Consider the following 22,724-nt stretch of genomic DNA (forward strand, 5'->3'; position numbering starts at 1 on the left):
TTATGGGATATTCTTAAGAGCGTTCCATGCATCTATCTGGTATGGACGAAGGGACGACGAGAAGCGGGGGGCTCGGGTTGTTCACCGCAATCGCATTCGCGGTCGGCAATATGGTCGGTGCGGGTGTCTTCGTCCTCAGTGGTCTTGTGGTGGATGTTGCCGGGCCTTCCGCAGTGGTCTCCTATATCCTCTGCGGAATACTGGTGATGTTCTCCGGCCTGTCTTATGCCGCCCTTGCGAGCATCTACCCCGAGGACGGCGGAGGTTATCTCTTCGCCCGGAGGATGCTTGGCCCGGTACCGGGTTTCATCGCTGGCTGGGCGATGTATATCAGCCTCACGATTGCAAGCGCCTTTATCCTGCTGGGTTTCGGGATCTACGCGAATTTGCTCCTGGGAACTTCATTCGATCCAAGGTATTTTGCGCTTGCCGCTCTTGTCCTTCTCTCGTTTTTGAATATCCACGGTCTTTCGGAAGCGGGAAAACTGGAGGTGGCACTTGTTGTTTCGAAGGTTGCGATCCTCCTCGGACTTATTATCGCGGGCCTTTTTTATATCAGTGCGAGTGATTTCACCCCGTTCTTCGCCTCCGGTACCGGCGGGGTGATTGACGGAATGACGATGGTCTTTTTTGCCTATATCGGCTTCCAGGTGGTGGCGCTCATGGGCGGGGAGATCAAGGAGTCGTCAAGGAATGTTCCGCTTGCAACTCTTGCAGCCATAGGGATCGTGGCGGTGATCTACACGGGTGTTATAGTGGCGCTACTCTCCGCGAATCTTCCCTCATACGGGGAGAAGAGCGTCTTCGATGCGGCCGCGGTTCTTTTCGGGAGCCTGGGAGCCACTCTCGTTGCACTTGGAGCGGTCTTCTCCACGCTTTCGTCGGCTAACGCGAATGTAATCGGTGCATCCCGGATTACGATGGAGATGGCCTTCGAGAAGCAGCTTCCCTGTCGGTTCTCCCGCCTGTTGCATGAACAGCCGGTGAATTCGATCATTTTAGATGCTGTCCTCTGCTGTGTGCTGGTGATATACGGGAATCTCTATTTCATCGTCAGCCTGACGAACGTAACAACGCTTGTCACGATGGCGCTTGTCAACATCAGCGCCTTCATTCTCGTCAGGAAAGAGCACCTCGTCCCCCCGGAAAAGACATATTTCAGGATGCCGCTGGGAGTGCTCATCCCTGCTCTTGGCTTTGTCTCCTGCATCTTCATGCTCGCAACTCTGAATCTGCTGATAATCCTTCTCGGGCTTGCGATCATCCTCCCCGGCCTTGTCTTCTACTTCGTCGAGGACACTCCGGGAGGAGAGAGGATCAGGAGGGAGATCGGGAGGAGGCTGGGGAGGAAAGTGAAGTGATTTTGTTTCTGGATTGGGAACATTAAATTAAGCCGAGAGAGTAACTTTTACTCAAATTAAAAATTATAAAATTGTTCTTTGTCGCTTTTCAGCAGACGCCGCAGGACATCGTCATCGACCCGGTAGGGATGTTGAACTCGTATGTATAAACTGTAGTTACTGCTTGTTTATTAGAGATTTATTGGTTAATTCTTTGTGCTTTAATATGATTTTGGTTTAAGGATTTAATTGATATTTCTAGGCAGAAAAGTTTTTTCTATTGGATATAATATGTGCTAATATGACTGATATCACAAACTTTGATTTGGTTTTTACATTCTTGGGAATTATTATCGGAATGATCGGAACTTATTCAATTTTTTATTTTAGATCATATCTTTCTTATCCTGAGAAAATTGCAAATATTCAGTATTTCTTTTCTGATGAATATCTAAATAGGAAATTTCCCGTTCCTTTGAAAATAGACGATACTGTTGTCTCTAATCTCAAAGAAGCGAGATCTTTCGCAAAAAAGAAGATTGTTCCCAATGGGACAGAAATAAATGAAGAAGCTTTAAACCAGTTTATTTCTGCAACTCTTCGATCTGAGTGGGAAAACAAATTCGCTTATGAATTATCTCTTTCTATTCAGCGAGTTGGGGTTATGGTTCTGGCCGGAGCGATTTCCCTGGAATTTGTTCTTGCTGTTAATGGTAGACAAATTGTTAATGATTGGTTAATTTGTTCAGAATTAGTGAAGAAGAAAATCCGTGTTCCAACTATTACAAAAAATGGTGATGGGGATGTTGATTTTCAGCGAAGACATGGTGAATGGCTTGCATATGCATCTGCAATTTGGCTTATAAATAATTGGGAGGGTAAGGAAATTGATTTGATTAGAAAACGCCTTGGTGGCCTTGAAGTCATTAAAAAAAGAGAGGAGGATTTAAGGAATGCTGAAAAAGACATGATTCACAGAACAACAAAAAGATCTATTAAAAGATTATTAAAATAAAAATTTGTTTCTCTTCGCGGGACACATTTATTCCGGGAATTGAATTCAAATTATTAAAATAATCTTTCTCATTCAAATTTTTTATCTCGGTCTTAAATGAGGCAGAAATCACAAAGTGTGGACAATTTTTTTTATTAGTAATAATTCAATATTTATCCTGTGAAAATATTTTAGATTCCAAGTAATATCGGAAGTAAGATCTCAAAAAAAAAGCCTCAGCCGAGATTTGAACTCGGGACCTGCTGATTACAAGTCAGCCGCTCTGCCAACTGAGCCACTGAGGCGCACTAACAATTTTAGTTCTCAAAGATTAAAAAAGGTGGCGATTGGTTTCCGGTCTTTCGCCGGTTTCGTCCTTTGGCCCAAACCCAATTCTTAATCAGAGAATAGCCACAAAACCTGATCACAACAATCCGGATGTTTAAATATGGGTCGCCTGAACGTGGATATAGGAGGAAGCCCGGGGAGGGACTGCCGCGGATTCTGTAGTTTCTGTTATTTCAAGCGGCTGAAGAAGGAGGATGACCCAGAGCCGTTCGGGTGCAAATACTGTCTCCCGTTCTCGAAAGGGTGCGAGTACTGCACCAACGGCGTCCGCGAGAAGTATGAGGGATTCAAGGACCTAAAAGAGGTCGCCGACAGCGTCCTCGCCGATCTCCAGATAATGGACGGCGATCTCACCGGAATTACGATCAGCGGCGGAGGCGATCCCTCCTGCTACCCCGAGTTCCGGGATCTGATGGAAATCCTCGGAAGCATGGAGGTCCCGATCCACATCGGTTATACCAGTGGGAAGGGCTTCGACGATCCCGACCTCGCCGAATTCATGATCGAAAACGGCCTCTCCGAGATATCATATACGATATTCGCAAGCGACCCGGCACTCCGGGCGAAGTACATGGGCGACCCCACTCCCGAGGTCTCACTTGAAATCTTCAAACGACTCTGCAAAAAGATCGACGTCTACGCGGCGGCCGTAATTCTCAGGGGCGTAAACGACGGCGAAGTACTCGAAGAGACCTGCCGGTGGGTCGAAGAGTGCGGTGCGAAGGGAATCATCCTCATGAGATTCGCGAACCGCACCGACCAGGGACTAATCCTCGGAAACGCCCCGGTAATCGACGGCCAGATGCTTCATACCGTCCGTGAATTCTCTGATATTGTCTCTGACCTGAACTCGAAGTTCAAAATGAAGATCAGCGGAACACCGCTCGGCGACCCCTCCATCGGCTCGCCCTTTGCAATCATAAAAGAACCCGACCTCCTCGAAAAACTCCCGAGAGTAGAGAAGAAGGCGACAATCATCACCGGCTCAATCGCCGCCCGCCCGATACAGCAGGTGCTCGATGCCTGTGGAAACGAGACCTGGGTCTACGGAACCGAGAAGGAGATCGCCTGCCTTATTACAATCGACGACCTTAAATCCGTCGATCTCTCGAAGATCGAAGAGACCGTAATCATCCCCGGAAGGTGCTTCGTGCATGAAAAAGAAGCCGAAGAAGTCCTCTCCGCGGACGGTGTTCAGCGACGGATCGTAAGAGGCCCCGAGATGCTCACAGCCGATGCGGAGACCAGCATGGGAATGGATAAAAACGGAGTTTTGGAGATGGAGATGGAAGGATTCGCCGACCTAATCCGGCTCATCAATATGTACGGAAAGTAGATTGCTTTTTTTATCTTACACCCAGCCCCTTGCCGTCATCGCATCAACGACCTCTTCAAGTGCTATAGTGTACGCCGCCTTCCTCATCGTAATCGAATTCTTCTTTGAAAATTCCAGCACCTTATGGTAGGCCCTCGTCATCTTCTCATCCAGGCGGCGGTATATGTAATCCTCCGCCCAGTGGTCCATATTCATGTTCTGGACCATCTCGAAGTACGAGACGATCACCCCTCCGCCGTTGCAGAGAAGATCCGGGATGATATGAATCCCCTTTTTGTTCATTATCTCTTCCGCGACAGGCGACGTCGGCCCGTTCGCGAACTCCGCAAGGATCTTCGCCCTCACTTCATCCGCGTTTTTTTCGGTAATCGCGTTCTCCAGTGCAGCAGGGATGAGGACATCTACATCCAGTTCGAGAAGCTGTGAGTTAGTGATATTCTCAGTCCCCGGAAAACCTTTCACCGACCCTGTCTCCTTCTTGTGCTTCATGACTCCCGCAACATCGAGCCCTTCATCCGAGTAGATCCCGCCGCTGCTGTCCGAGACCGCAACGATCCTGCATCCTGTAAACTCCTTTCCAATAAGTGCGGCATTATACCCTACATTCCCGAAACCCTGGATCGCAACAGAAGGTGCAGCCTCACCGGTCTCTGCTTTGGATTCGGGTGAATAAGATGTCTCCTTCATCTCCATTCCGATCCCCGTCTCTTTTGCCGCCTCGCGGATACAATACCACCCTCCCCGTGCGGTCGAATCGTGCCGCCCCTCCGATCCGCCGAGTGACAGGGGCTTTCCTGTAATCGCACCGAAATGGACGCATCCCGTCTGCCTGATATATTCGTCGATCATCCATCCCATCGTCTGTTCGTTCGTATACACATCAGGTGCGGGAATGTCCCTGTCCGGGCCGATGGAACAGTCCAGCGCCTGGATATACGCCCTCGAAAGCCTCTCCAGTTCGCCATTCGACATGGCTTTCGGGTTGCATACGACTCCCCCCTTTGCACCGCCGAGAGGAAGCTCGTGTAGGGCGCATTTGAGCGTCATAATCGCTGCAAGGCCGCGTATCGTCTCGATCGTCTCGTCAGGGTGATACCTGATCCCTCCTTTCGCAGGCCCGCGGGCATTGTTGTACTGGACCCTGAAGCCCTGGAACGTTCGTATGCTTCCGTCGTCCATCCTCACCGGGAGGGAGACGTGGATCTCCTTCATCGGAATCTTAAGAAGCGATTCCAGGTTGGGAGTCAGATGCGGACCTGTTTCACAGGTGCAGATGTTCTGCTTGACCGATTCGAAGAGGTTCTGCTCCATATTCATCCGTCCTTTTTGGTAACTGAGGAGTCGCGGCATGCGGATAAAAATATTCCGTATCAGGACTACAAAGAAACTTATCCTCCGCGACTAAAACCAGTTACATGAGGAAAGGATGAAGGAAGGATATCTCCAGGTCTATACCGGCAGCGGGAAGGGAAAGACGACGGCGGCATTCGGCACCGCGATGAGATCTGTTCTGCATGGAGGCAGTGTCTTCTTCGCGCAGTTCATCAAGATGTCGGAGACGGCGGAGCTTCTTGTGCCTGACCATTTCAGCAATTTTACAATCATGCAGTTCGGCGAGGGATTCTTCCTAGACAGGGAGCCTACCGAAGACGACCGGAGGCTTGCCGAAGAAGGATTTTCAAAATGCCTGGCCGTGATGTCTTCGGGAGAATACGATCTCGTTGTAATGGACGAAGTGAATGTCGCGATTCATTACGGCCTCCTCGACCCGTCAACCGTCGTTGCGGCGATCGAATCGAGGGCTCCCGGCACGGAGGTCATATGCACCGGAAGAAATGCGCCGCCCGAACTGATCGAGGCCGCGGATCTCGTCACCGAGATGAGAAAGATAAAGCATTATTTTGACAAAGGCGTCCGTGCGAGAGAGGGTATAGAATACTGACTCTCCTGTAAAAATCCTTCCTTCCTGCCTTTGTCCGGCACTGGTAATATGTTCTCTTCTCCCCAATAATTAATCATGAATGATAAAGTCCCGCGGGACGAGCTGAAGTCGAGAATGAACCGCTTCAGGGCGGGAATGAACAAAACCCATCCCGGCTGGGAGATGGCCGCGATATTCGGCAAGGTAAACCTGTATTATTTCACCGGGACGATGCAGGACGGGGTTCTGCTAATCCCGTCGAATGGTGATGCGGTCTTATGGGTAAGGAGAAGCTGCGAGAGAGCTCTCGCAGAGTCGCAGTTTCCCGATATCAGGCAGATGAGAAGCTACCGTGATGCCGCAACAGCCACCGACGACCTGCCGCAGACAATATTCGTCGAAACCGAACTGGTTACGCTGGGCCTGATCGAGAGGTTCAGGAAGCATTTCGGGTTCATCGACGTGAAATCGCTCGACTATGTCCTCGGAATGGTCAGGGCGCAGAAGAGCGATTATGAAATATCGCTCATGGAGAAGTCCGGGAAGATCCATCGCCGCGTTTTAGAGGAGCGTGTCCCGGAGATCGTCAGTGAAGGGATGAGCGAACTCGATTTCGCCCTGAAACTATATTCGCTCATGATGGAGGAAGGTCATCACGGTGTGGCCCGGTTTGGGATGTTCGACACCGAGATACTCGTCGGTCAGATAGGATTCGGCGAGAGCTCGATCTACCCGACCTACTTCAACGGCCCCGGCGGAGCGGCGGGACTCGGACCCGCTGTCCCCCTCCTGGGCAGCCGCGAGAGGAAGCTTAAACGCGGAGACCTCATATTCGCAGACACGGGCTCGGGATACCACGGATATCATACCGACAAGACGATGACCTATACATTCAAAGAACCCCTCCCCGAAGAGGCTGTAGAGGCTCACAACGGCTGTCTTGCGGTACAGGAAAGGATCGCCTCCATGCTCCGGCCGGGAATTGTCCCTTCGGAGATATACCAGGATGTGATGGAATCCCTCGATAAGGATTTCATGAAGAATTTCATGGGCTACGGGGACCGGACCGTAAACTTCCTCGGTCATGGCGTCGGTCTTCTGGTCGACGAGATCCCCGTAATCGCGGCAGGCTTCGACGAGCCCCTCGTCGAAAACATGGTCTTTGCAGTCGAGCCTAAGAAAGGCGTAAAGGGCGTCGGGATGGTCGGGGTTGAGAATACGTTCGTCGTGACTCCCTCCGGCGGAAGATGCATCACCGGAACACATCCCGGCCTGATGCTCATCGAGTGAATTCGTTATCACTTTTTAGAAAAATATACCTTTTTCAAAGACAAAAAAATCCTTAATGAAAACGCCCTTCCACGTAATGCTGATCCCCACTCTCGGGTGCCCGTCGAAATGCCGCTACTGCTGGAGTTCGGATGTAAACTCGCCGCGGATGAGCATTGATACGATAAAGGACGTAGTCGTTTGGATGAAAGATCTCAGGGACAACCAGGTCACATTCACGTTCCACGGCGGAGAACCTCTCCTTGCCGGGGCTGATTTCTACCGCGAGGCGCTCCCTCTTCTTGCAGACGGTCTCCAGCATCTCGATCCCGCCTTTGCCATCCAGACCAATCTCTGGCTGATGACGCCGGAGATCGCCGATGTCCTTGCAAAATACAATGTCCCGGTCGGCTCAAGCATCGACGGGCCGAAGGAGATAAACGATCTCCAGCGTGGCGAAGGATACTTCGACAAGACTCTGAACGGCTACAGGACTGCAAGAGAGCACGGGCTCGATGTCAGGTTCATATGCACCTTCACCTCCGAATCCGTAGAGAGGAAGGAAGAAATATTCGAATTTTTCCTCGAAAACGGCCTGACCCTGAAGCTTCACCCGGCCCTTCCGTCCCTCAAGGGTTCAGAGCCTGAGAAGTATGCCCTTGCGCCGGAAAATTTCGGTGAGCTTCTCGTATACCTCCTCGATATGGCGCTCGAGCATTTCGGAGAGATCGAGATCATGAACATCAACGATCTCTGCAGGTGTGTATTCACGAGGCACGGGAACGTCTGCACTTTTGCTGACTGCATGGGCAGCACCTTCGCGGTCGGTCCGGACGGTAGCATATATCCGTGCTACAGGTTCGTCGGGATGCCTGAATGGGTGATGGGAAATGTGGCGGAAAAGCCATCGATCGAAGAACTGATGTCGTCCGAAGCGGGGAAGAGGATGCTGGCATTTAAGGATTACGTGGATAAAACCTGTGCCGGATGCGCACACATCAGGTACTGCCGCGGGGGATGCCCGTATAACGCAATCGCGCCTTCCGGCGGGGAAATCTCCGGTGTCGATCCCCACTGCCCTGCATACAAAAGAATATTCGACGAGATCAACGACCGGCTGAACACCGAGATGTTCGAGGCGCCGCCTGAGGATATGTATGCCTTCAGTTCGAAGCGGAAGAAGTGGTCCAAACCGGGAGTGATGTCACTCATACAGGACATGGCCTTCAGCAGACTTTAAAATAAAATTAGAGAATACGAGGAATTGAAAACTCAAAAATGCTTGATCCTGTTTTGATGATTAAGATAACGGTGAATTGAATTATTAGCAGGTGAATGGTGCCCCCCTTCCAGCCTGATAATTTGGTTTTCCGGTATGTCCGTTTGTTTGCAGGTCTATAGACTCTTTGATAAACAACTGGAGTTCATCCGTCGTTCCTAACGGAGTGATTCTCCACTTACAACTTCGTCTTATCTATTGACATTTATTATGCCGGCGAAGATTAATCGATCCGATTAATTTGATCAGACCTGTAGGGATAAAAGAATTTTATGAATGTTAAAAAATGGTGATTAGGCACATATCAAGAGGCACCACAAAGTGGCATATGCTCCCGTAAGAACGATGAATTTGCCGTCAATGAATATTTCATAGATCATTTTGGTAATATTCTCCCTGAGTGAATAGATGAGATAACACTGTACATATACCATGCTGAGCGAAAGAAACAGAACCTGATATAAAGAAAACACTTCTAATCCGAAGTAAACTATTGCCAGCCCCGCCGAAATGTTGAGCGCCGAAAGGAGTACGACCGTTTTTTCTTTACCCAGTATTACCGGAATTGTCCTGACTCCTGAAACAATGTCCCCTTTTACATCCCTGATATCAAATACGACGGTACTCGTAAAAACCAGAATGAAAAAGTACAATGCAACGACGTATGTCGAAAATCCCGGGAGGGAGGATGAAAGGTATACCGGCAGAAAGGCGGGGGGAATTGCCCATGCTACGGCAACGATCAGACTTTTAAAAACCGGGACTTCTTTGATCCTTGAAAAACCTATGCGCTTTGGAAAGATAGGAATACTGTAAAGGACTCCTGCAATAAGGGGCAATAATGTCATGAAAAGCGCTTCGGTTCCGAAAATTATACCAATCCCTGCGGCAGTGACGTATGCAAGAATCGATGATTTGTAGAGAAATGAGCCGTATTTTTTTGTAAAGTGGTACCTTTCATAATGGTTCATCATATCTTCCGCTTCGTCGGTTTTCCTGTTGAGGTTATATACGCCGTATGTTACTAGTACCATGATCAGGGCCGCAACCGGGCTGAATGCGAAGTTCTGTAGCGAACATGAAATAAAAACCATTGCGCCCCCGGCAATGGAAAGATACAAGGAGCTGTACACAAGAACTTGAATAATCCCTACAAAGTCGGGAACAATAATATTCTTTTCCAATGCAATGTTGTGCATGAAAATTGATGAAAATGTATCATTAACATTTATTGTGTCGATGAATGTTAATGAGTTGGAATAATTATGAAAATAAATTTATAAAATTATGCTGAATATTATGCCCCTTTAATGAAATCTTCCGAACCCGATCTATAATATTCAAAAAGCCTTTGTCCCCATTCAACTGCTATTCCGTCAGAATTAATAAGATCGGCAGTGAAATCGTAGAAATCGGGCTCTTTGGAATATAATCCGAGTGAGAGGTAATTATCCGTTATCGTCATTCCTATTTTAATCGGTTTGGGATAGATATAGATCATGAAATTGTCAAGATCTATTATTGTTTTTAAAATTTCTTCATATGGTTCTTCCTTCATCTTTTCTGCAATTTCAGGAGTTACAATCAGATCTACCTGAATCCCTCTCATTACGGATTTTTTTATGATTTCTGCATGTGACGGACTCATAAACGATGAAATTCCTTTTATGAACGATGCTTCATCCATCAATTTAATGAAATTAAAATGAACTTTTAATATATTATCTTCAGTGTTGTGGATGATTGTCGAATTATGAAGGTCGCCGATATTTTCAAGAAATTCGGCGGGAATGTCCCTGGTATCATGATTATACCAGAATTCGCGGTTCGAATCGGACAGGCTGATTATCTTTACAAGCTTCTCAATCTCTTTCTCAAGGATCTTTCCTATGATTGTAAGGCGATAACCCTCCTTCGTCGATTCGATATAACTCAACGCTTCCAGCTGTCTGATCTTTGGAATTATTGCCTGTGAGGAGCTTCCTGTAATGTCGCGAAGTCCGGATAGCGATTGTTCTCCTTCGCCCAAAGCAATAAGAATCTGTGTAATGAGTCTGGATCGAAAAATCCCCCTTATTTCCGCCTGACGCTCATTATATGCATCAATTACGGGATTCATTCATCTAATAATTGAAATTCCTGTAGATATATGTTTGCAGATTTGAATGCGGATGGAAACAAATTAGTCAAATTAACTGCACCTGACCAAAATTAAATAAAAAATGGTGGATTGCCTGGGAATTCTGTTACAGGACTTTCTGGAGCTCTTTTTTCAGCACTTCGCTGATTACTTTCCCGTCGACCCTGCCACGCATCTCCTTCATGACGACACCCATGAGAGGGCCGAGGGATCTCATGCCCTGCTCCTTTACGAAGTCGATCCGATCTTCGATGATCCCGGAGATCACGCCGGCAAGCTCTTCTTCCGATACCGAGGGTGCGATCTTCTCCATCGCGGCAGAAACGCTGTCGCCCTTCGATACGGCCCGAAGTATATCCGGAATCGCCTCCTTGGCCGCACATCCCTCTTCGACGGCGAGCAGTAGTTCAATGACGTCTTCGTCCCTGAGACATCCCGTATCCACGCCGTCGCGCCTCAGCTCCCTGATCGTCGAGTAGATTGTCCTTGCCGCAAGGTTCGGTTTAACTCCTTTCGATACGGCTTCTTCGAATACGCCGGCCTTCGACGAGTAGGCCATCTGCCTTGCAAGCGATTCGTCGAGCCCGAACTCTTCTGCGAAACGCTTCTCCTTCTCAATTATAAGCTCGGGCAGCTCAAGCGAATCCCAGTATTCGCCGCTGATGTCCACGGGGAGAACGTCGGTCTCCGGGTACATCCTCGCGGCTCCGGGCAGCGGCCTCATGTACGACGAGCTTCCTTCTTCGAGCATCTTGCGGGTCTCCTCCGGCACTCCGTCGAATGCCATCGCGGCACGCTTCTTAATCTGTCCGATTGCGCATTCGGATTTCTTCTTCGTATCCGCGACAAGTATGACGCAGTCCGAATCGTCGGCGGCAAGCCGGTCTTTTAAGATCTTTACCTCTTCGGCTGTCACCCCGTATGCCGGGAGTTCGTCCGTATGGAACAGACCACCGACGCCGCACTTCTTTGCATAGTCGGACATCTCCGAACCGAGTCTTCTTCCGGGCTGGATCTCCTTTCCTACAAGCCCGGCGAACCCACAGAGCTTTATTGCGAGTATGCACTTCGCCCGTTTGAGGATCGATGATCCTGTATCTTTGAACAGGTCGGTGACATCGATGACCTCCTCTCCGACCGACGCCCCTCTCTTCCTGAGCTCTTCCGCGATCTCTACCAGATTCTGCTGCCTGAGTGCCTCGCGCCGGACGACCTCGTCGATGAGGCTTAAGTCCTGCACACCTTTTATCTCGACCCTCGCACCGTCCCTGATCGAGATGTTGACATCCTGCCTGATAGTCCCTAGGCCCCTCTTGACCCTGCCGGTCGAGCGGAGGAGCATTCCGATATATGCGGCGACTTCCTTCACCTGCTCGGGCGTCTTCATATCCGGCCCGGTGGTGATCTCGGCGAGAGGAATTCCCAGCCTGTCGAGGGAGAACGTATCGCCTTCGACCCTCTGGGCTGCCTCCTCTTCAAGGCAGATCGATTCGATTCTTGCCCCGGCAGGAAGTATTCCGTTGAGAGCCACGAGTGCAGTCCTCTGGAAACCGCTTGTATTCGAACCGTCGATGACGAGCTTCCTCATGACGTGGACCTGCTGGACCGGAGTCATTCCCATCATCTTCGCGAGAGTCAGCGCAAGACCGAGCGCCTCGGGATTCATGGGAGCGGGCGGTTCCTCGTCGTTTTCGACAAGACATGTCGTATCGTATGCGTAGTAGGTGTAGATGCGGTCTTGTTTCTTCATCTCCTCTTCTGCCGCCCTGTCGATCTCTCCCATCTCGCTCTCCGTCGCCCTGAGGTATCTCTTAAACTCGCCGCATCTCTCGTCCACGCCCCTCAGCTTTGTCGGGCAGTGGCAGAAGAGTTTTTCAGCCGTATCCAGCTGCTGGTGGATCTCGATTCCGGCCATAAGCCCGATCTTCTCATAGTCCATTGGGCGTGCACCTCCCCAGTTCGCCGCGGAGATTAGTCCGCATCAGTTCTGCGACCCTGTCCGGATCGCTTTCGTTCCCGAGAACCCACATGAGTTTAACCATCGCCGCTTCGGGCAGCATATCCTCGCCCTCGATTATTCCGGCGTTCAGGAGGTCGCGTCCGGTATCGTAAACCCTGTCACATACCCGGCCGTTCAGGCACTGTGATGTCATGACGACCGAAGTCCCGTCTTTCACCAGCGATTTCAACGCGGGGATACATCCCGACGACGTGTGCCCGAGTCCGGTCCCCATCACGACGAGACCTTTGTAGCCGCTGAACGCCTCGACGACCTCGGGTGACATTCCAGGATAGAAATACAGGATACCAACCTTCTCTTCGAGCTTGTCATTCAGGACCGGTTCGGGGCCTTCCTCTTTTCTTCTTGCGGCAGAGCACGAGAGCTTCACCTCCAGAGACGGGTAGTCCACGGTCCCGATGATATCCGAGCCCATGGTGGTAAACGCGTCTCTCCTTGAGGTGTGCATCTTCCGGACTCTCGTTCCCCTGTGGATTGCGCAATAGTCGTCGTTGGTCGTTGCATGCATGACCACCGCGACCTCGCCGAGGTCCGAGACAGCCGCAGCGGCACTGCACAGGCCGTTCATCACGTTGTCGCTCGAAGGACGGTCGGCCGACCTCTGCGATCCCACGAAGACTATCGGGACCGGTGTTTCGATCATGAAGCTTAAGGCCGCGGCCGAGTACGCCATCGTATCGGTCCCGTGGGTTACGATCACTCCCCGCGAGCCTTTTTTGATCTCGTCGCAGACAGTCGATGCAAGCTTCTTCCAGATTGCAGGAGTCATGTTCTCCGAGAGGATTGTCGCCGGGACCTGTGCACTGAAATGCGCAATCTTTGCAAGCCCGGGGATCGCTCTCAGGATGTCGTCCGCCTCGAACTGGCTTGTGACGGCTCCTGTCCTGTAATCGATCTTCGATGCGATCGTTCCGCCGGTCGAGACTATCGACAGCTGCGGGAGGCTCTCGTCCTGTTCGATCTTCTTTGCAGAATGGGGCTTCGGCGCCTGTGTCTCAAGCTTCTTCAGTATTCCTGCATCGATTCCCAGGTTGTAGCCCGAATCGAGCTTGATCACCGCTTTTCCGTCCCGCTCCGTAATATAAAAGCCTTCGAGCTCTTTTCCCGCGTAGGTGCAGCCGACCCTGTCTCCCGGTTCTATATCCAAACTCAACCTCTCAGCTCCTCTGCTGCTTTTATCATCCTCTTCTTCGCCTCTTCGTTCTGTATTTTTATATCTTCTATCCATTCGGAATCTTCATTCAGTGCGGCGGTCTTCCCGGCGATTGCCGCTTTTACAGCTCCGGGAGCAGGTCCGCCGATCGCCGACCTCTCGTTAACCGAATATGCAACATCGAGAGCCCTCTTCACGTCGTCTTCGGTCATGCCGAGCTTCTTCAGCGAGAATCCTGCCATTTCGTTCGCCGCCTCTTCGAGAGTTTCGAGATCGATCTTCTTCATCCTGACGGCCCTGCCAGTTATCCCGTGCGCCGTCCTGAACGGGAGCCCAAACTCCCTGACCATGACATCGGCCAGTTCTGTGGCGGTCGAGAAGCCCTTTCCTGCCTCTTCGTTCATCCGTTCGGTATTGAATGATGCCGTATCGATCATTCCTGCGATTATCGCGAGCGACGCCTTTACGTCCTCCATTGAGCGCCACAGGTGCGGCCAGAGATCCTGCAGATCCCGGTTGTAGCTCATCGGCAGCCCCTTTACTATCGCAATCGATGCCGTAAGTGCGCCGAGAACAGATCCGGCTTTTCCCCTCATGATCTCTGCACAGTCCGGATTCTTCTTCTGCGGCATAATCGAACTTGTCGAGCAGTATTCATCCGCGAGCTCGACAAAGTTCACGAAGGACGAGCTCCACAATATAAACTCCTCGCACATCCTGCTCAGGGTCGTCATCAGTATGGAACAGGCCGAGATGACCTCTATGAATACGTCTCTTCCGGCAACGCAGTCCATCGAATTTTCGAGAACCCCGGAGAACCCGAGAAGCTCTGCGGTATATTCTCTGTCGATCGGGTAGCCTGTCGATGCGAACGCAGCCGTCCCGAGCGGGCAGAGATCGAGCCGGAGGTATGCATCCCCGAACCTCTCGAAGTCTCTTTCGAACGCCTGCTCGTAGTTCATCATATAATGTGCAAGAGTCGTAGGTTGTGCGTGCTGGAGGTGAGTGAAACCGGGCATGTAGGATTCGGTATTCTGCCCTGCCTTTTCGATCAGGACTTCCCTGACTTCATTTATCCCCGACATGATTTCGGCAAGGTCACGTTTCAGCCTGACACGTGCGCAGGTCGCGACCTCGTCGTTTCTGGACCTTCCCATGTGCAACCTGCCGCCCGTGTCGATCCCTGTCTTCTCTATGACAAGGGCCTCGATTCCTGCATGGACATCTTCGAACTTCTCGTCGAAGACCGGGTCGGGCAGTCCGTTTTCGTGAAGGTCCAGGAGGACGGCCATGATCCTCCCTGCCGCGTCTCTGCTTATGATCTCCTGTTTTTCGAGCATCAGCAGGTGGGCGATATCGACAAGGATATCGGCATCCCCGATGAACCGGTCGGCCTCACGGGACGAGAGATAACTCCAGACCTCAGGCGGCCGGCCGTCGCCGAGCCTTCCTTCCCTCAAAGGGTCTTTGCTCATGATATTCTCCACTCCTGTCCTAATTGTATGACCCGGAGCATATTTAAGGCGCCGATAAACCGGAGAGAAAGGAAGCCGGCAGGGATTTACCCCGGCGGTTTTTTTGTGCGGAAAAATAATTACTCGTAATGTTTCGCATTCTCTCGTCCTCACATGCGTCCGGGATTGCATGAAGCACTTATGGCAACCCCGGCACCGGCGGCAGGCCACCGGACGGCCCCTGCCCAGGGGCCTTGCCTTAAGATAGTCCTCTCACGGCACGCTCAGGGAACCGGCAAGGGTCCCCTGAGCTGTTGAATATAGTTTGCTATGGTATGTTCCGTTCCGTACACGCCATGAGTTTACCGCGTCCCACCGCTCAGAGGATACTCGTCTATCCCCTGAGCGGTTATCATCACAGAGAGGCCCCGAGGTCGGGGCCGATCCGCGGGCCGCTGTGCGGCTCGCGGCGAGGTGTTGCCAAAAGTAGATGGATGAAATTTATTCTGCTTCCGGTGAAGCAGCAATCAAAAAAAATTTCAGAAATTCACCCTGTAAACGGGCTTCTCCATGAAGACGAATCCCCCTCCCGAGGCGGTGACGTCAACGTGAACATCGATCGCGTCGATCTTCATTTTTTTTGCCGCTGCATAAGCCTTTTTGACGAATTCATATCCTTCCGGCGGGTTTTCTGGATCGAGATCCTGCCTGAAGCACATAGGGGAGTACGGGTACGAATGTACCCCGAGATCGTGCACCTGGTTGTATATCGTGAAAATCCCTACCGCAGGATCGGGAACCTTGATCCTGATCTTCACGTCGACAGGCTCGCGGAATCCGTCCGCCGGGACGATCTCAAACTTCATATCGAGGCTCTCCCCTTTAGAGGCGCAGTAACCGTTTTCGGGAGAGTAGCATATTGAAAAAGGAGCCGTTATATTGTGTCCGCCGTGTCCGGGTCTGTTCATTAATTAATTATCTGCTCTTTAGAAATAAACCGTTTTACATAGCGGCTCATCTGGCCTGATGTCTTTTAAGTCCAATTAGTTCTCACTGTGTTGGCCATTAAGACCAATTATTTGGTCTATAATATAATATATTATATATCCGGGGGCCGACTTTTTAATGATCTGAGATAATCTGGTGATCATTATGAGAAAGATATTGGTTATGTTTGTTATGGCAGTCGTCGTTGCGGCTGCCGTAATCGCTGCCGGCTGTACCGGGACCGGAGATTCCGGCTCGTCCGAAGCGAAGGAACTGAACTTCGGCTACCAGCCGAGTACGCACCAGATCGCGTATATGACCGCGATGAGCAAAGGCTGGTGGGATGAGACCATCCAGCCCTACGGATATACGACCGACCCCGATAAGAACGAGATACAGTTCCCGACCGGGGCCCCCGAGATGCAGGCCATGCTTGCAGGCGAGATCGATGTCGCATATGTCGGCTCCGCGCCTGTAATCTCCGCACTTTCTACGGGGCTTAAGGCGAAGATTATCGCCGCAGTCCAGACCCAGGGTTCGGCCCTCGTACTGCAGCCCAACATAGAGTACAACAGTCCTGAGGATCTCAAGGGCCTGACCATCGCAACATTCCCGTCCGGAACGATCCAGGACACGATCCTTAGAGAGTGGCTCGCCGAGAACAACCTGACTGTCGGTGAGGATACCGATGCGGGCGAGGTAGACGTCCTCCCGATGGGCCCCGGCGATGCGATCACCGCGATGACGGCGAAGCAGATCGACGGAACGTTCCTCCCGTCGCCTTCCCCCACGACACTCGTTGAGGAAGGAAATGGCAAGATCGTCGAATGGTCCGGCAGTATGATGCCCGACCACCCGTGCTGTGTTCTCGTAGTGAGCGACAGGCTGATCGAGGAGAACCCCGATCTTGTCACAGCACTCGTGAAGACGCACATAAAGGCGACCGAGTATAACCTCGCCAACCCCGACGAAGCTGCGCATATCTATGCAAATTACACCAAGAACACATATGAGATCGCGAGCGAGTCCATCGCCAACTGGGACGGCACATGGACCGCCGACCCGAACCAGATCGTGGACGGCGTGATGGATTACGTGAGCGTACAGGAGGAGCTCGGCTATATCGACAATCCGCTCACGCAGGACCAGATATTCGATCTCTCCTTCTATGAAAAGGCGACATCCGCCTGAATAACACTTTTTTATTTTCAGTTCACACTTGTATAGAGGAATCTCAGAATACCTGTCGAAAGAGTTTCTATTAACCTATGCAGGCACTGACAATGACCGGAATATTCTATAAAAAGTATAAAAAATATATTCTCCCGATAGCTGCGATTATCGCCGCAATTATTCTCTGGCAGATTATTGCGGAGTTCTGGGTGAATGATGCATTCATACTTCCGAGTTTTACGGATGTCCTGGATGCCCTATATAAGGTGACATTCGGGCCGAACGGAACCCTGTTCCCCGATATCTATAAGAGTCTTATACACTTTGCGATGGGGATCGGGGCCGCCGTTATCATCGGAATTCCGCTCGGGATTGCGATGGGATGGTTCAGGGATCTCGATACCGCACTCAACCCTATAATAGAGATCATCCGGCCGATACCTCCTCTTGCATGGATCCCGTTCGCGATTATATGGTTCGGGCTTACCGATGCATCGGCGGGTTTCATCATCTTCATAGGTGCGGTCTTTCCGATCTTCATCAATACTTATACGGGTTTTCGGAACGTCCCGAAGATCTTTATCGAAGCCGGAAAGGTGCTCGGGTGCACGGGCAACTTCAGCCTTATCAGGCGGGTGGCGCTTCCCTCTTCCCTTCCTTCGATCGTATCCGGCATCAGGATCTCGATGGGCATCGGGTGGATGTGTCTTGTAGGTGCGGAGATCTTCGGTGCGGGAGGCGGAAAGTACGGTCTCGGAAAGAACCTGTGGACTTATTATAATCTCCACCAGATGCCGAGCGTGGTCGTGTACATGATTGTTTTGGGCCTTATCGGGCTCACGATCGACCTCGTCTTCAGGTATTTCGTAAACAGGCAGGCGCTCGGCTGGTCGGAGGAGGGTATCTGATGGCATCGGTTGACATCGAATCACTTTGCAGGGTCTTTACAAAAGAGGGCGATGAATCGGCGTCGGTCACGGCCCTCGACAATATCGATCTCCATATCGAGGACAAGGAGTTTGTCTGCCTTGTAGGACCTTCGGGCTGCGGCAAGACAACTCTGCTACGGATAATTGCAGGGCTTGACTTTCCCACTTCGGGCACCGTGGCAATCGACGGAAAACCTGTCGAAGGTCCGGGACCGGAGAGAGGTATGGTCTTTCAGGAGTATTCCCTCTTTCCGTGGCTTAGAATCGCGGACAACATCGGATTCGGCCTGACTATGAAGGGTGTTTCGAAGGCGGAGAAGCAGGAGAGGGTCGAGAAGTACCTTGATCTCGTCAATCTTGAGACATTCGGCCGGGCCTATCCCCACGAACTTTCCGGCGGAATGCGCCAGAGGGTTGCGATCGCGAGGGCGCTTGCAAACGACCCCGAGGTTCTGCTGATGGACGAGCCTTTCGGCGCTCTCGATGCGCAGACGAGGAATATGATGCAGAGGGAGCTTCTTGAGATCTGGGAGAAGACGCAGAAGACGATAGTATTTGTGACCCACAGTGTCGACGAGGCCGTCTTCCTTGCGGACAGGATCATCGTCCTCTCCCCCAGGCCGGGCAGGATCAGGGAGATAATCGACGTGGATCTGCCGAGAATCCGTGACAGAACGGACCAGAAATTCGCGAATCTCAGGCGTCATGTCCTCTCGCTTATGGAAGAAGAAAAGATCTGATCGAGAGGGGATAGTTAGGTTTATTAGTTTATATCCCCATTTTTTATAGCACATTCAAATAGCGAGGAGTTTTTTAATATGGTACGAAAACCCGCAAAAATGTACAGGGCCATCTCAAAAAGGGCGTATACAAGGCGAGAATATATGGGTGGTGTGCCCGGTTCAAAGGTCGTTCAGTTCGACATGGGCAACACGAAGGAACAGTTCCCTGTAGAAGTATCTATTCTTGCAGAGGAAGCATGCCAGATTCAGAACAAGGCTCTTGAAGCCGCACGTATGGGCGTCAACCGTAAGCTCCAGAAGGATATCGGAAGGATGAACTATCATTTCAAGCTCCGCACATTCCCTCACCAGGTTCTCCGCGAGAACAAGCAGGCAACCGGTGCAGGTGCGGACCGTGTATCCGAAGGAATGAGGATGGCGTTCGGAAAGGCTGTCGGAACGGCAGCACGCGTTCAGCCCCAGCAGAAGGTATTCACAATCTACACTTCTGAGGCATATGCAGAAAAGGCAAAGGCCGCACTGCGGAGTGCAGGATACAAGCTTCCGACACCGACCCGTATCGTTGTCGAGAAGTCAAAGTCAGCACAAATTTAAATTAAATATTTTTTTGGGTTTAATGCCCGTTAAATATTTTTTAGATTCGTTTGGTTTTTTTACCTGTTCCTATATTTCCGGCAGCCCGGGTAGGGGGGGCATGGCCGAATTTCACTGGAAGCTTATGCTCTTCTTCGCGGGAAAGCCACTCCCGGCCGTTTAATGATAAACGAGTCATCGAGATTTGCTGCCATTTCGATTATGACTTTGGCAGGGATTCCGATTGCCATAGTCTCCGGGGGAAAGACCCGGTTCTGGGTCGGGTCCACCGGACCCATGAATGCGGAATCTCCCGGTGCATTCTCAGTCAGTCCTCCCGGGTACGTTATTACCGTTGAGCAGGCGGGCCCCCACGGGACGATCACGGGTGAGAAGGGGTCTTCGCGACCGAAGTGAACGAGTGCCGCCATGTTCCGGATCTGCTCGGCGTTTCCGAAAAAGCAGAGTGAGCGAACACCGGGGACCGGGTCGGGAAGGGTTTCGCAGGGCCGGACGACGAGGTATTTTCCGGGTGGGGTTACCTTCCCGAGCGCTTTGAAAGAATTTCTGGTAATCTCCGGGCTTTTCTTGAGGTACTCGGCAGCCCCGTTATGGATGTCCGCTCTTCCCGTTGAAACGAAATATTCTACGTCTTCTGATTCGGGGCGGAAACCCGTATGGGATAGTCCCCCTCCACAGCAGCCTTCACCGGAGTCGGGCCCTATATAGATCCCGGGAATTTTCGGATCGGTTGCCATCCGGTATAAGGATACTGCCAGACAACGGTTTACTTCAGGCAGGTGGAGAACCTCGCCGGGAACATTCTCTGCACCGTATACCGCAAGAGGCCGTGCGGTCAGGCGGAACGCCGAAGCGAGCCTGCCTGCAATAGTGCGGAAATCCGCACGGATATCATTGTCAGTCATGACCGGGACCTCCGGTTTTTCACGGCCGGACTCTTCATGGGTCTTCCCTGCTGTTCTCAAGCCAGCCCATCTTTTCGTACCAGTCGTATTCGTGTGCGAACCGGTCCCTGTTGTTCGTTATCAACTGGCAGAAATACTTCCGTTTCTGCCTGTGGAGTTCGTCCTGGTCGGGATAGGCGATCTCGCCCCTGACAGCTTTTACAAGTGTTTTTCCTAGGGTTCTGGCCTCAGTTTCGGCTTTTGCGAGGTTAGAGGGGTCACGCCCGAGTGCAACTCCCACGCTGCCTGCGATATTTGCGCCGAGCGTCGAGAGGGTTTTGTTCATGTATCCCACGACTTCGTTCTCCCCGGAGCCTCCTGCGGTACAGACAGAGCAGCCTATTTTACCGGTCAGCATCTGGCAGTGGATTGCATCTGCCATCCTGTCGAAGAGTGCCTTCATCGGGGCTGGTACGCAGTCGATATAGTTTGGAGCGCCCAGCACTATTCCGTCGGCGTTCATTATGCTGTCGAAGATGTCTGAAAAATCGTCCAAAATGTTGCAGTCCCCTTTGGCATAACAGGTTCCGCAGGCCGTGCAGTATTCTATATGCTTTGTATAGAGGTCGATCAATTCGGTCTTCGCACCCTCTTCATTCGCCCCGGCGAGCACGGCATTTGTAAGCCGGAGGGTGTTGCTGTCCTTTCCCCGCGGGCTTGCATTCAAACCAAGCACTTTTATGTTTTTCATAGAGATACTTCCTAAAAATAGTTGACTGTGCAACTAATGGATGGTTAGTTTGAACTCATAAATAGTTGACGAGTCAACTTATGTAGGACCTTTAGACCATGACAGCGGACGATGAGAGGGGGCTTTCCTCCTGGGTAGATAATTGCGATATTCCGGCACCGATGATCTCGTTCCTGTACCGCACGATCCAGATTCGGTTTTCACAGGAACTTGTTCCTTTCAATATCGGGTGGGGCCATTTTACGATCCTGAAATCGCTGTATTACAGGGAGGGACGCAGCCAGGACGAACTGGCCCGTTCACATGGTTTCGACAAGACTATGATCTCGAAATCCATCGTCAGGCTCGAAAGAGAGGGTCTCGTCTACCGCGTGGTCGATCCCGCCGACAAACGGGTGAAGCGCCTGTACCTGACGCAAAAAGGCAGGGGGATCGAACCTGACCTGGTGCGAATCGGCAATGAGGTGAATGCAATGCTCGTGGATGGATTGTCCGGGGGGGACCGGGAGGAGTTGATTGGTATGCTCAGGAAAGTTTCTTCGAATGCAGCGGGTACTTTTGGGGCGAATTCCGTGAAAGAGATGTCTGATAATTTAAAATAAGTTGTTAGAAGTCATTCGTGATGCACGCCCCCTTTAGATCACCCATCACCCCGGCATCCTTCAGAAAAATTATCATTCTATTAGCCGGATAATCTGATAACACGCTTGCGGAGAATAATGAAAAATATGCCGGAGAAAAACCTGAGGGAAAAAGTGGCCGAAGCCGCGGAAGAAGCGATAAGGGGGGCGGAGATCAGGCTGCCGCCCGACTTTCTGCGTGCATTCGAAAAGACAATCGCCCGTGAAACGCGGGAGGTCGCGAAGTCCGAGTACGAAAATATCATGGAGAACATCAGGCAGGCGGAGACGCTCGGCCTGCCCCTCTGCCAGGATACCGGGCTCCACATATTCTATGTCACGATCCCCCCTGACGTTCCTTTTACAGACGATATATATCTCGGAATCCGTGACGGGGTAGAAAGAGCGACGAAAAGCGTTCCGTTAAGACCCAACGCCGTCGATCCCCTTACACGCCACAACACCGGCAACAATCTCGGGGACGAAACCCCCGCCATCCATGTCCGCCCCGGCGACAAGTTCACCATCACCGCGATGCCGAAAGGCGGAGGGAGCGAGAACATGTCGCGGATGGCCATGCTCCTTCCCTCCGAGACCGCGAAGGTGAAGGAGTTCGTCGCAGAGACCATGCTCATCGCAGGAGGGAGGCCCTGCCCGCCGGTCGTCCTCGGCGTCGGCATCGGCGGAACCTTCGACAGCGTAACCGCTCTTGCGAAGGAGGCCCTTCTCCAGCCCGTCGACGAGATGACCGACTTCGAGCAGGAGATTTGCGACGCCGTAAACGCCCTC

At 51.5% G+C, this 22,724-nt stretch carries 21 protein-coding genes and 1 tRNA gene; 12 read left to right on the forward strand and 10 right to left on the reverse strand.

What is annotated here, in order from left to right:
• Positions 1-41: 41 nt before the first annotated feature.
• Positions 42-1,361: an APC family permease gene (locus METPAY_RS00940; RefSeq protein WP_048148327.1), complete on the forward strand. Its 1,320-nt coding sequence runs from the start codon at positions 42-44 to the stop codon at positions 1,359-1,361.
• A 280-nt stretch (positions 1,362-1,641) separates the two neighbouring features.
• Entirely contained in the window at positions 1,642-2,355 is a 714-nt protein-coding gene (locus tag METPAY_RS00945) for a hypothetical protein (RefSeq protein WP_048148329.1), read from the forward strand.
• A 211-nt stretch (positions 2,356-2,566) separates the two neighbouring features.
• On the opposite strand, the gene METPAY_RS00950 is transcribed toward METPAY_RS00945, so the two are convergent.
• Positions 2,567-2,639: transfer RNA gene (locus METPAY_RS00950), tRNA-Thr, on the reverse strand.
• 143 nt (positions 2,640-2,782) lie between these two features.
• Here METPAY_RS00950 and mmp10 point away from each other — a divergent pair.
• A complete protein-coding gene (gene mmp10, locus METPAY_RS00955) occupies positions 2,783-4,018 on the forward strand; it encodes a methyl coenzyme M reductase-arginine methyltransferase Mmp10 (protein ID WP_048148330.1) in 1,236 nt (411 codons plus the stop codon).
• A 15-nt stretch (positions 4,019-4,033) separates the two neighbouring features.
• Here mmp10 and METPAY_RS00960 read toward each other — a convergent pair whose 3' ends face one another.
• Entirely contained in the window at positions 4,034-5,368 is a 1,335-nt protein-coding gene (locus METPAY_RS00960; protein ID WP_245611488.1) for a Glu/Leu/Phe/Val family dehydrogenase, read from the reverse strand.
• Positions 5,369-5,444: 76 nt separating this feature from the next.
• Here METPAY_RS00960 and cobO point away from each other — a divergent pair, with 76 nt between their 5' ends.
• From cobO to METPAY_RS00975, 3 genes are all read left to right on the forward strand, one after another.
• Positions 5,445-5,960: a cob(I)yrinic acid a,c-diamide adenosyltransferase gene (gene cobO, locus METPAY_RS00965; protein WP_048148334.1), complete on the forward strand. Its 516-nt coding sequence runs from the start codon at positions 5,445-5,447 to the stop codon at positions 5,958-5,960.
• Positions 5,961-6,035: 75 nt separating this feature from the next.
• On the forward strand, positions 6,036-7,229 hold the full coding sequence (locus METPAY_RS00970) for a M24 family metallopeptidase (RefSeq protein WP_048148336.1): 1,194 nt from the start codon (positions 6,036-6,038) through the stop codon (positions 7,227-7,229).
• Between the two features lie 55 nt (positions 7,230-7,284).
• A complete protein-coding gene (locus METPAY_RS00975) occupies positions 7,285-8,448 on the forward strand; it encodes a TIGR04083 family peptide-modifying radical SAM enzyme (protein WP_048148338.1) in 1,164 nt (387 codons plus the stop codon).
• 332 nt (positions 8,449-8,780) lie between these two features.
• Here the strand turns inward: METPAY_RS00975 and METPAY_RS00980 are convergent, their stop codons facing one another.
• From METPAY_RS00980 to METPAY_RS01005, 6 genes are all read right to left on the reverse strand, one after another.
• A complete protein-coding gene (locus METPAY_RS00980; RefSeq protein WP_048148340.1) occupies positions 8,781-9,686 on the reverse strand; it encodes a UbiA family prenyltransferase in 906 nt (301 codons plus the stop codon).
• A gap of 98 nt (positions 9,687-9,784) precedes the next feature.
• A complete protein-coding gene (locus tag METPAY_RS00985; RefSeq protein ID WP_048148342.1) occupies positions 9,785-10,606 on the reverse strand; it encodes a helix-turn-helix transcriptional regulator in 822 nt (273 codons plus the stop codon).
• A 127-nt stretch (positions 10,607-10,733) separates the two neighbouring features.
• The gene (gene gatE / locus METPAY_RS00990) at positions 10,734-12,566 is read right to left on the reverse strand and encodes a Glu-tRNA(Gln) amidotransferase subunit GatE (RefSeq protein ID WP_048148343.1); all 1,833 of its coding nucleotides are present in this window, start codon (positions 12,564-12,566) and stop codon (positions 10,734-10,736) included.
• A complete protein-coding gene (gene gatD, locus METPAY_RS00995) occupies positions 12,556-13,800 on the reverse strand; it encodes a Glu-tRNA(Gln) amidotransferase subunit GatD (protein WP_048148345.1) in 1,245 nt (414 codons plus the stop codon). Before gatD ends, gatE begins: the two co-directional genes overlap by 11 nt.
• Positions 13,797-15,275, reverse strand: coding sequence for an argininosuccinate lyase (gene argH, locus METPAY_RS01000; RefSeq protein WP_048148346.1), 1,479 nt, complete (start codon positions 15,273-15,275; stop codon positions 13,797-13,799). Before argH ends, gatD begins: the two co-directional genes overlap by 4 nt.
• Positions 15,276-15,793: 518 nt before the next feature.
• Complete coding sequence (locus tag METPAY_RS01005; protein WP_048148348.1) at positions 15,794-16,222, reverse strand: hypothetical protein; 429 nt, start codon at positions 16,220-16,222, stop codon at positions 15,794-15,796.
• 184 nt (positions 16,223-16,406) lie between these two features.
• Between METPAY_RS01005 and METPAY_RS01010 the strand changes: the two genes are divergently transcribed.
• From METPAY_RS01010 to METPAY_RS01025, 4 genes are all read left to right on the forward strand, one after another.
• On the forward strand, positions 16,407-17,432 hold the full coding sequence (locus METPAY_RS01010) for an ABC transporter substrate-binding protein (protein WP_048148359.1): 1,026 nt from the start codon (positions 16,407-16,409) through the stop codon (positions 17,430-17,432).
• Positions 17,433-17,524: 92 nt separating this feature from the next.
• Positions 17,525-18,322 carry an ABC transporter permease gene (locus METPAY_RS01015; RefSeq protein ID WP_048148349.1) on the forward strand — a complete coding sequence of 266 codons (798 nt, stop codon included), beginning with the start codon at positions 17,525-17,527 and terminating at the stop codon, positions 18,320-18,322.
• Positions 18,322-19,083: an ABC transporter ATP-binding protein gene (locus tag METPAY_RS01020; RefSeq protein ID WP_048148351.1), complete on the forward strand. Its 762-nt coding sequence runs from the start codon at positions 18,322-18,324 to the stop codon at positions 19,081-19,083. The genes METPAY_RS01015 and METPAY_RS01020 overlap by 1 nt, the downstream gene beginning before the upstream one ends.
• Before the next feature lie 78 nt (positions 19,084-19,161).
• Positions 19,162-19,680 (forward strand): 50S ribosomal protein L16, encoded by a 519-nt coding sequence (locus tag METPAY_RS01025; RefSeq protein ID WP_048148352.1) that lies wholly within the window; start codon positions 19,162-19,164, stop codon positions 19,678-19,680.
• 122 nt (positions 19,681-19,802) lie between these two features.
• Here METPAY_RS01025 and METPAY_RS01030 read toward each other — a convergent pair whose 3' ends face one another.
• A complete protein-coding gene (locus METPAY_RS01030) occupies positions 19,803-20,585 on the reverse strand; it encodes a DUF169 domain-containing protein (protein WP_048148361.1) in 783 nt (260 codons plus the stop codon).
• Positions 20,586-20,619: 34 nt separating this feature from the next.
• Positions 20,620-21,315, reverse strand: coding sequence for a flavodoxin family protein (locus METPAY_RS01035; RefSeq protein WP_084600639.1), 696 nt, complete (start codon positions 21,313-21,315; stop codon positions 20,620-20,622).
• Positions 21,316-21,413: 98 nt separating this feature from the next.
• On the opposite strand from METPAY_RS01035, the gene METPAY_RS01040 reads away from it, so the two are divergent.
• Together METPAY_RS01040 and METPAY_RS01045 are read left to right on the forward strand one after the other, a co-directional pair.
• On the forward strand, positions 21,414-21,917 hold the full coding sequence (locus METPAY_RS01040) for a MarR family winged helix-turn-helix transcriptional regulator (RefSeq protein ID WP_048148354.1): 504 nt from the start codon (positions 21,414-21,416) through the stop codon (positions 21,915-21,917).
• A gap of 117 nt (positions 21,918-22,034) precedes the next feature.
• Positions 22,035-22,724: fumarate hydratase (locus METPAY_RS01045; RefSeq protein ID WP_245611489.1), on the forward strand; the 690-nt coding region annotated here is incomplete at its 3' end.

It is taken from the genome of Methanolacinia paynteri (assembly GCF_000784355.1).
GTDB classification, from domain to species: domain Archaea; phylum Halobacteriota; class Methanomicrobia; order Methanomicrobiales; family Methanomicrobiaceae; genus Methanolacinia; species Methanolacinia paynteri.